This window comes from Parvibaculum sp. (genome assembly GCF_049672805.1).
GTDB lineage: Bacteria > Pseudomonadota > Alphaproteobacteria > Parvibaculales > Parvibaculaceae > Parvibaculum.
Window position 1 is genome coordinate 1 of sequence record NZ_JBATWS010000198.1, and the last position, 7842, is coordinate 7842.

Genomic DNA, 7842 nt, shown 5'->3' on the forward strand with positions numbered 1-7842 from the left:
CCCCCACCCTGCCTGCTTTTCACACCTGTCAGCCGACCATTACCTCGGCGATGGATATCCATGTCAGCGCCACCCAGAGAAAAGCACCGAGGGAGAAAAGCGCTGCGACATCCTTCAGCCAGTTGCCTGTTTCGCCTTCGGATGCCCGGTTCCAGATCGCGCGCATATCAAACCCTCCAGCCAAGTTCCCTAAATGTTCCCACCTAAAGTGTTCTCTATATGTTCCCATGTCAAGAGCTCCGATCTAATTTTCAGTAACGCGCAAAAACCATGCGGCCCGCAGGGGAGAAAAGAATGACCTCAAAAGCGTCGGCAGGGCCATCCACTTCCATACCGGGAGATCCCATCGGCATACCGGCTACGGCAAGGCCTGTGGCGCGTGGTCTTTCCTCCAACAACCTCGCGATTTCATTGGCAGGCACATGGCCCTCCACTACATAGCCCTCGATGAAAGCAGTGTGGCAGGAAGCAAGATCGGCAGGCACGCCCGCCTTCGCTTTAAGGGGCTCGATATCCTCAACCACAGTAACAGCGATCGGAAAGCCTGCCTCGCGCATCTGATCGGCCCAGGCAGTGCAGCAGCCGCACCAAGGCGTCTTGTAAACTTCGAGGGTCTGTGCGGCGTGAGCAGGCAGCTTCATCGGAAGCAATGAAACGGCCACGATCGATCCTAGGATAAGAGAACGGCGGGTGAGGAATGTCATGGGTCGCCTCCTGATTTGGTGGGAAGTATAAACCTTCCAGCAGGGGGCAGCTCAAGCGCGCGTTCATCGGGCGCAAAAGCCATGTTCCACGACTCCGTTCAAAGGCTCTGATAGGCAGCGGCGAGTTCGGTGCCTTCGTGGAGCTTTCCTTCGTGGAGGAGCACCACGCGATCCATATGGCTCGCGAGATCGAGATTGTGGGTTGCGATCAGGGCCGCCACGCCCTGCGAGCGACAGATGTTCAGAAGCTCGCCGAAAACCATGCGTGAGGTTTTGGGGTCCAGATTGCCGGTGGGTTCATCTGCGAGAAGGATGCCGGGGCGGTTGGCGAGCGCGCGGGCAATGGCGACGCGTTGCTGTTCGCCCCCGGAAAGCTCCGCCGGGCGATGCTCTGCGCGCTCTGCAAGGCCCATGCGGGTGAGCAGATCGAGGGCGAAGGCCCGTGCCTGCCTGCGCGGCACACCGGCGATCATTTGCGGGAGAATGACATTCTCCACCGCCGAGAACTCGGGCAGGAGATTGTGGAACTGATAGACGAAACCGATCTCGCTCCGGCGAACGGCAGTGCGCTTGGCATCGCTGAGCGCCACGCAGTCGCGCCCGCCTATCCACACCTCACCTTCATTCGGCGCTTCCAGCAGGCCCGCAATATGGAGCAGCGAGGATTTGCCCGCGCCGGACGGTCCGACCAGCGCGACGATCTGACCCTTCCAGATATCAAGATCGGCACCTGCGAAGATGCGCAGCTCTTCCTCGCCCTGTTTATAGGTACGGGTGATACCGCGAAGGCAGAGAACAGGGGCATCATTCATAGCGCAGCGCCTCCACCGGATCGAGCGAGGCGGCACGCCAGGCGGGATAAAGCGTCGCGGCGAAAGACAGGAACAGCGCCATCAGCACCACGGCCGTGACCTCGCTCGCATCCACCTCGGCGGGCATGCGGCTCAGGAAATAGATTTCCGGCGAGAAAAGCTCCGTGCCGGAAAGCCGCGACAGGAACTGCCGCAGATTTTCGATATTGAGGCAGAAGACGAGGCCGAGCAGGAAACCTGCAATCGTGCCCGCAACGCCGATGGATGCACCGGAGATAAAGAAGGCTCGCATGACGGCGCCGCGCGTTGCGCCCATCGTTCGCAATACGGCGATGTCCCTGCCCTTGTCCTTCACCAGCATGACAAGGCCAGAGATGATGTTGAGCGAGGCGACGATCAGGATAAGCGTGAGGATGAGGAACATCACGTTCCGCTCCACCTGAAGGGCGGAGAAGAAACTCTCGTTGCGCTGCTGCCAGGTGGTGACGGCGCAGCACGGGCCTGCCGCCGTGGCAATTGGCCCCACGAAATCATTCACGCGATCCGGGTTTGCCACGCGAATTTCGAGCGAACTTACCCCTTCATTCGTACGGAAGAAGGCGCGCGCTTCATCAAGCGGCATGAAAACAAAACTCGCATCATATTCCGACATGCCGATTTCGAAGATGGCGCGGATGGGAAAGGCGCCCACCTTCGGCGCGGTGCCAAATGGCGTAATCGCGCCGCGCGGGGAAAGAAGCGTGATGTTGTCGCCGACGAGAAGGCCCAGATTTTCCGCAAGCCGCGAACCGACGGCGACGCCGCCCTCTTCCAGCCCGTCCAGTGTACCCATCACGATATTGTCCGCGATGATGGGCATGGATTTGAGATCGGCCTCGCGCATGCCGCGCACCAATGCGCCGCCCGCGTTGCGCGCGCTCTGTACCATGACCTGACCATCGACCAGCGGAATGGCGGCAGTGACGCCCGGTACGGCAACCACACTTTCTGCAAGCGCATCATAGTCGGTGATGTTCACACCGATGCCCTGCACATAGAGATGGCCGTTCAGGCCGAGAATGCGCGAGAGAAGCTCGGTGCGAAAACCGTTCATCACCGACATGACGATGATGAGCGTGGCCACGCCCAGCATGATGCCGAGAAAGGAGATGATCGCGATGACGGAGACGATGCCCTCGCGGCGGCGTGACCGCAGATAGCGCATCGCGAGAAGCCACTCAAAGGCACCGAAAGCACGGCTCCGGCCACGGGTTCTCGCAATGGGCTGTGCAGCGTCCGTCATATCCCGTCCTGTTCCGCCCGTGAGCGCATCAGCCTGCGATTTTCGCAAGCGCTGCTTCCGGCGATAGCTCTTCCCGTTCGCCGGTTGCGCGGCGCTTCAATTCCACCGTACCGGCCTTGAGCCCGCGCGGACCGACGACAAGCTGCCACGGCAGGCCGATCAGGTCCATGTTCGAGAACTTGGCGCCCGCGCGCTCATCCGTGTCGTCATAGAGCACATCAATGCCCGCAGCCTGAAGTTTCTCGTAAAGGGTGGCGCAGGCGGCATCCGTCTCCGCGTCACCGCTCTTCAGGTTAATAAGGCCGACGCGGAATGGCGCAACGGAATCCGGCCAGATGATACCTGCCTCATCATGGCTCGCCTCGATGATCGCACCGGCAAGGCGGGAAACGCCGATGCCATAGGAGCCCATCTGAAGCGGGGTTTCCTTGCCGTCCGGCCCGGCGACGACGCAGCCCATTGCGGCAGAATATTTTGTACCGAAGAAGAAGATATGACCGACTTCGATGCCGCGTGCGGAGAGGCGCTTGTCGGCAGGAACCTCCGCCTCGAACTTCGCCTCGTCATGCTTCTCATCCGTCGCCGCATAAAGATCGGTACGTGCACGGATGATCGGCTCAAGGTCGCCATTGTAGTCGATGTCATCGCCGGGGACAGGCATGTCCACGAGATCGCGGTGACAGAAGACCGCACTCTCTCCCGTTTCCGCAAGAATGATGAACTCGTGGCTCATATCGCCGCCAATAGGGCCGGTGTCGGCAGCCATCGGGATAGCGCGGAGGCCGAGCCGGGCGAAGGTGCGCAGATAGGCAACAAACATCTTGCGATAGGCCTGACGTGCGCCTTCCACATCGAGATCGAAGGAATAGCCGTCCTTCATCAGAAATTCGCGGCCGCGCATGACGCCGAAGCGCGGGCGGATCTCGTCGCGGAACTTCCACTGGATGTGATAGAGGTTGCGCGGCAGGTCGCGATAGGACTTCACCGCCCCCTTGAAGATGTCGGTGATCATCTCCTCATTAGTGGGGCCGTAGAGCATGTCGCGCTCGTGCCGGTCCTTGATACGCAGCATCTCGGGCCCATAGGCATCATAGCGACCGGACTGGCGCCACAGATCGGCGGACTGGAGCGTCGGCATCAGCACTTCGATGGCCCCTGCCTTCGCCTGCTCCTCACGCACCACCTTTTCGATGTTCCGCAGCACGGCGAGGCCGAGCGGCAGCCACGCATAAATGCCGGCCGCTGTCTGGCGGATCATGCCGGCGCGCAGCATGAGGCGATGGGAGACAATCTGAGCCTCCGCGGGGTTTTCCTTCAAAGTGGGCAGGAAATAGCTGGAAAGACGCATGGTGTTCCTGAAAAAAAGACCGCCGCAGCGGAAGGCGCAGCGGCCTGCGGCGCGGCTCCAGGCCCGCCGGAAAGGTGACAATCGGGCTTCAAGTTTTAGGGGGTCGCGGGCGGATTCGCAATCTCGCCGCTTGCGGTGCGCCTTGTGGCCGCCCGCTCCAGCATATCCCGGACATTGACCTCCGGCCCCTGCTCCACGCCGCGCCCGGTTCTGAGGCCCCAGGGGCCCCGTTCGAGGTCCTCCGGCGTGTAGCCCATATCGACATCATAGGTGCGGTCGATCTGGTTGCGAAGGAAGCGCTGCGCCTCATACCAGCGGGTTTTCACCGCGTCATCGCGGCAGGTAGCAAGCTCCTCTCCCCTCGCCCCCCAGCGGCGCTCGATACAGTGATAAGGGTCGAAAGAGAGGTCGTAGAGGCGGTTCATGACATCTTCGATGGTGAGCTTCACCACCTTGCCCGCCGAGTTCACATAGGAAATGTCGCAGGCTGCATTCTGCTCATGCCAGGCGGTGAGAAGATCGCCTGCAAGATCATCCCCATCATAATCGAGGCGTGGCGCTTTCTCGCCATCCATCTGGAGAAAGGTCGCCGTGAGATCATACATCTCCTTGAACGCCGTTTTCAGGCGCGCATCGCGGGACGGGGTCGAGTAAAGTTCCCAAACACCATGCGTGCCGTAAATATTGTCCGGCAGGCGCGGAGGCGGGCTCATATTCTGGATGCCGCGCGCGGTGGAGATTTCGATCGCCTGTTTGCGTGAGCGGATATCAAAGCAGATGGACTGCATCATCGCGCGCAGTTCCTCGACCGGGCGATAGGCAAGCTCGCCCGCCGAAAGGCGCGTGCGGAGATAAGTGTAGAAGTCGAGCTGTTCTCCTTCATGGACCCATGTGGCCATGCGCCAGCGGTGCGGGTCGCCGGGAGGATTGCCTGTGTATTGCTCCAGCGAGAAATCCGGGATCTCGTCATTGGATGCAGCGACGATCCGGCCGCCCACCAGCGCGCCATTCTTCGCGCGCCTTGCACCGACAACTTCAATGGGACGGAACTTCTGGAAGATCGAGCCAAGCTCCGGCCCGGTGCGCAGAAACTCGCGTCCGAGATGAGTGCGGCTCAGGGAGTGATCCGGGTGCGAGGAGAAAATGAGGATACGTCCGCCCGGCTCCACCCGCCAGACAAGCGAGGCATGGCCATTCACATCATAGGCGATGGTGCCCGGCACTATGGATTGCCGGTCGAGGCGCGGTGAATAGGTATCGGAGAACATCACCGGATCATCCGCCATCGCGTTGCGGCGGAACATGGCGGTGGAGACGACATTCACCAGCGTGTGAAGGATCGGAATGGCGGGGACGCCCTTTTCCGTGCGCGGCACTTCGCTTCGCGCGACGGTGATATTGCCGAGCGTCGAATAGCGGATGTCACCGCCCGGCCCGTCGGCCGAGCGCATGGCCGATTGCCACGCGAAAGGCAGGCCGTTCTTCCACGCGAAATAGGCGCGCAGCACATAAGGCATGTCGGCGCAATCGACATAGAAGCGCGTTTTCGGATCGGTGTGGCGATAGGGATTGGCGGGGCTTTTGATACACTCATCAAAGGTCCAGCAATCGGCCGCGCCGAGGGCTGCCACAAACTCCTGCCATGCCTTTTCGTCCGATGCGTCCCAGCGCTCCTTTGTGATGCGCCAGAGCGCGCCTTGCGCATGCGCCGCGGATGCGCTGAAAGCACCCGCAAAAGCGACACACAGAAAGAGAAGCGCAACCTTGCGCCAGCCAGACACCATCGAACCTTGCCCCCGCTCGAAACGGGGAAAGCCTGCTTGGAGCGCCCCAAAGTGTCAATCAAGGCGCGGCGGAGAGAGGCGCTTTAAGGCTGTTTGGGTGGGGCCTGATGCAATCTTGCACAGGCTTCGGCAATGGCATGGTCCATGCCCGCCGCATCCCGCCCGTCAATCGTGACGCGGCCCGTGGTCATGTCGAGGCCGACGCGGGCGACCGCGATGGTGCCTTCCAGAGCATGGGCCGGGCCGGGCGTCAGCGTGTCCACCAGTTCGATGTCGAACTCGTAATAAGGCCGCAGGCCATAGCCATATCCGCCATTGATGTCTGCGGGGACAACCGCGCGGCCATCCACCGCGGTACCGGGCACATAGTCCGCCCCGCCGGGCAGGTGGGCCGAGATATGGCGGCAATCTTTCTCGGAAATGCTCACCACAAGCGGCGCACCCTCCCCCGCAAGCCCGACCTCCGCCTGGGCGGCGGGTGCAAGGCAGAGCAACAGAAGGATGGACAGGCGCTTCATCATGCTTTCATCCTGCATGTATCGGCTTTAAGGAATTGTTTCCGTATCGCGGGGGAACGAAAATGGACGGCAGGAGCGGCAAGGTTCTCGAACGCCTGTTCTCACTTGAGGCCAACGGGACAACGATCCGTACCGAGATATTGGCGGGTGTGACGACCTTTCTCACCATGGCCTATATCATCTTCGTGAACCCTTCGATCCTTGCCGATGCGGGCATGGATTTCGGCGCGGCCTTTGTGGCGACCTGTCTTGCGGCGGCCATCGGCTCGCTCATCATGGGCCTCTATGCGAACTATCCCGTCGCGCTCGCCCCCGGCATGGGGCTCAACGCCTACTTCGCCTATACGGTCGTGCCGCAATTTGGCGGTGACTGGCGACTTGTGCTTGGTTGTATCTTTCTTTCGGGTCTGCTGTTTCTTGCCCTGTCGCTTTCGCCGCTGCGCGAAAAGCTCGTCAATGCCATTCCGCGCTCGCTGAAATATGGCATTGGCGCGGGCATCGGCTTCTTTCTTGCGCTGATCGGCCTTCAGAATGCGGGCATTGTTGCCGATCATCCGGTAACGCTCGTCACACTTGGTAATCTCGGTGCCTCGGGAGCGTTGCTTGCAATGGCAGGCTTTGTTGTGCTGATCGCGCTCTACCATCGCAGCGTGCCCGGCGCGATCATGGTGACGATCCTCGGCGTGACGGCGATAGCGGTAGTGCTTGGCCTGCAACCGCTTCAGGGAGTAACGGACACGCCGCCTTCCCTCGCACCGAGTTTCCTCCAGATGGATGTGCGCGGTGCTCTCGAGATAGGCATTGTCACCATTGTCTTTGTCTTTCTGCTGGTGGACCTGCTCGACACCACAGGCACGCTTGTGAGCGTGGGGCAGCGCGCGGGGATGCTCGACGCGGAAGGAAAACTGCCGCGCCTGCGCCGCGCCATGGTGGCGGATTCTTCGGCCACGGCCATTGGTGCCCTGCTCGGTACCTCCACCACCACGAGCTATATCGAAAGCACGGCGGGCATCGAGACAGGCGGGCGCACGGGGCTGATGGCAACAACGGCGGGCGTGCTGTTTCTTCTCAGCCTTTTCCTCGCACCGCTTGCGGCGACGGTTCCGGCCTATGCCACGGCCCCCGCGCTCGTTTTCATTGCCTGCCTGATGGCGCGCGGCCTTGCGGATATGTCATGGGACGACATCACGGAAAGCGTGCCCGCCGTGGTGACGGCGCTTGCCATCCCCCTCACCTTTTCCATCGCGAGCGGGATCGGGCTTGGTGTCATTTCCTATGCAGCGATCAAGCTGCTCTCGGGCCGTGTCCGGGATCTCAATGCGGCGGTGGTGATCATCGCGCTCGCCTTCACGGTGAAACTCGCCCTGCAATGATTCCAATTGTTGCGGGCACCG

At 61.3% G+C, this 7842-nt stretch carries 8 protein-coding genes; 1 reads left to right on the forward strand and 7 read right to left on the reverse strand.

Translation table 11 applies throughout. From position 1 onward, the window contains the following. Positions 1-28: 28 nt before the first annotated feature. The 7 genes from WBF74_RS06380 to WBF74_RS06410 all read right to left on the reverse strand — a co-directional run bounded on the left by WBF74_RS06380 (position 29) and on the right by WBF74_RS06410 (position 6451). A complete protein-coding gene (locus tag WBF74_RS06380; protein ID WP_424436898.1) occupies positions 29-166 on the reverse strand; it encodes a hypothetical protein in 138 nt (45 codons plus the stop codon). 85 nt (positions 167-251) lie between these two features. Then, a complete protein-coding gene (locus WBF74_RS06385; RefSeq protein WP_424436901.1) occupies positions 252-704 on the reverse strand; it encodes a DUF411 domain-containing protein in 453 nt (150 codons plus the stop codon). Positions 705-802: 98 nt separating this feature from the next. Then, positions 803-1516, reverse strand: coding sequence for an ABC transporter ATP-binding protein (locus WBF74_RS06390; RefSeq protein ID WP_424436904.1), 714 nt, complete (start codon positions 1514-1516; stop codon positions 803-805). Continuing rightward, positions 1509-2798 (reverse strand): lipoprotein-releasing ABC transporter permease subunit, encoded by a 1290-nt coding sequence (locus WBF74_RS06395; protein ID WP_424436907.1) that lies wholly within the window; start codon positions 2796-2798, stop codon positions 1509-1511. Before WBF74_RS06395 ends, WBF74_RS06390 begins: the two co-directional genes overlap by 8 nt. 28 nt (positions 2799-2826) lie before the next feature. Continuing rightward, positions 2827-4146 (reverse strand): proline--tRNA ligase, encoded by a 1320-nt coding sequence (gene proS / locus WBF74_RS06400; RefSeq protein WP_424436910.1) that lies wholly within the window; start codon positions 4144-4146, stop codon positions 2827-2829. 95 nt (positions 4147-4241) lie between these two features. Then, positions 4242-5930, reverse strand: coding sequence for a hypothetical protein (locus tag WBF74_RS06405; RefSeq protein WP_424436913.1), 1689 nt, complete (start codon positions 5928-5930; stop codon positions 4242-4244). 83 nt (positions 5931-6013) lie between these two features. Then, positions 6014-6451: a hypothetical protein gene (locus tag WBF74_RS06410; protein WP_424436917.1), complete on the reverse strand. Its 438-nt coding sequence runs from the start codon at positions 6449-6451 to the stop codon at positions 6014-6016. A gap of 59 nt (positions 6452-6510) precedes the next feature. Between WBF74_RS06410 and WBF74_RS06415 the strand changes: the two genes are divergently transcribed. Continuing rightward, positions 6511-7821, forward strand: a complete 1311-nt coding sequence (locus tag WBF74_RS06415; protein ID WP_424436920.1) for an NCS2 family permease — start codon at positions 6511-6513, stop codon at positions 7819-7821. Positions 7822-7842: the final 21 nt, after the last annotated feature.

What these genes read in the sequence shown, in the direction of transcription:
- WBF74_RS06380 (WP_424436898.1), bottom strand. Translation starts at nt 166, where the DNA reads ATGCGCGCGATCTGGAACCGGGCATCCGAAGGCGAAACAGGCAACTGG.
- WBF74_RS06385 (WP_424436901.1), bottom strand. Translation starts at nt 704, where the DNA reads ATGACATTCCTCACCCGCCGTTCTCTTATCCTAGGATCGATCGTGGCC.
- WBF74_RS06390 (WP_424436904.1), bottom strand. Translation starts at nt 1,516, where the DNA reads ATGAATGATGCCCCTGTTCTCTGCCTTCGCGGTATCACCCGTACCTAT.
- WBF74_RS06395 (WP_424436907.1), bottom strand. Translation starts at nt 2,798, where the DNA reads ATGACGGACGCTGCACAGCCCATTGCGAGAACCCGTGGCCGGAGCCGT.
- proS (WP_424436910.1), bottom strand. Translation starts at nt 4,146, where the DNA reads ATGCGTCTTTCCAGCTATTTCCTGCCCACTTTGAAGGAAAACCCCGCG.
- WBF74_RS06405 (WP_424436913.1), bottom strand. Translation starts at nt 5,930, where the DNA reads ATGGTGTCTGGCTGGCGCAAGGTTGCGCTTCTCTTTCTGTGTGTCGCT.
- WBF74_RS06410 (WP_424436917.1), bottom strand. Translation starts at nt 6,451, where the DNA reads ATGATGAAGCGCCTGTCCATCCTTCTGTTGCTCTGCCTTGCACCCGCC.
- WBF74_RS06415 (WP_424436920.1), top strand. Translation starts at nt 6,511, where the DNA reads ATGGACGGCAGGAGCGGCAAGGTTCTCGAACGCCTGTTCTCACTTGAG.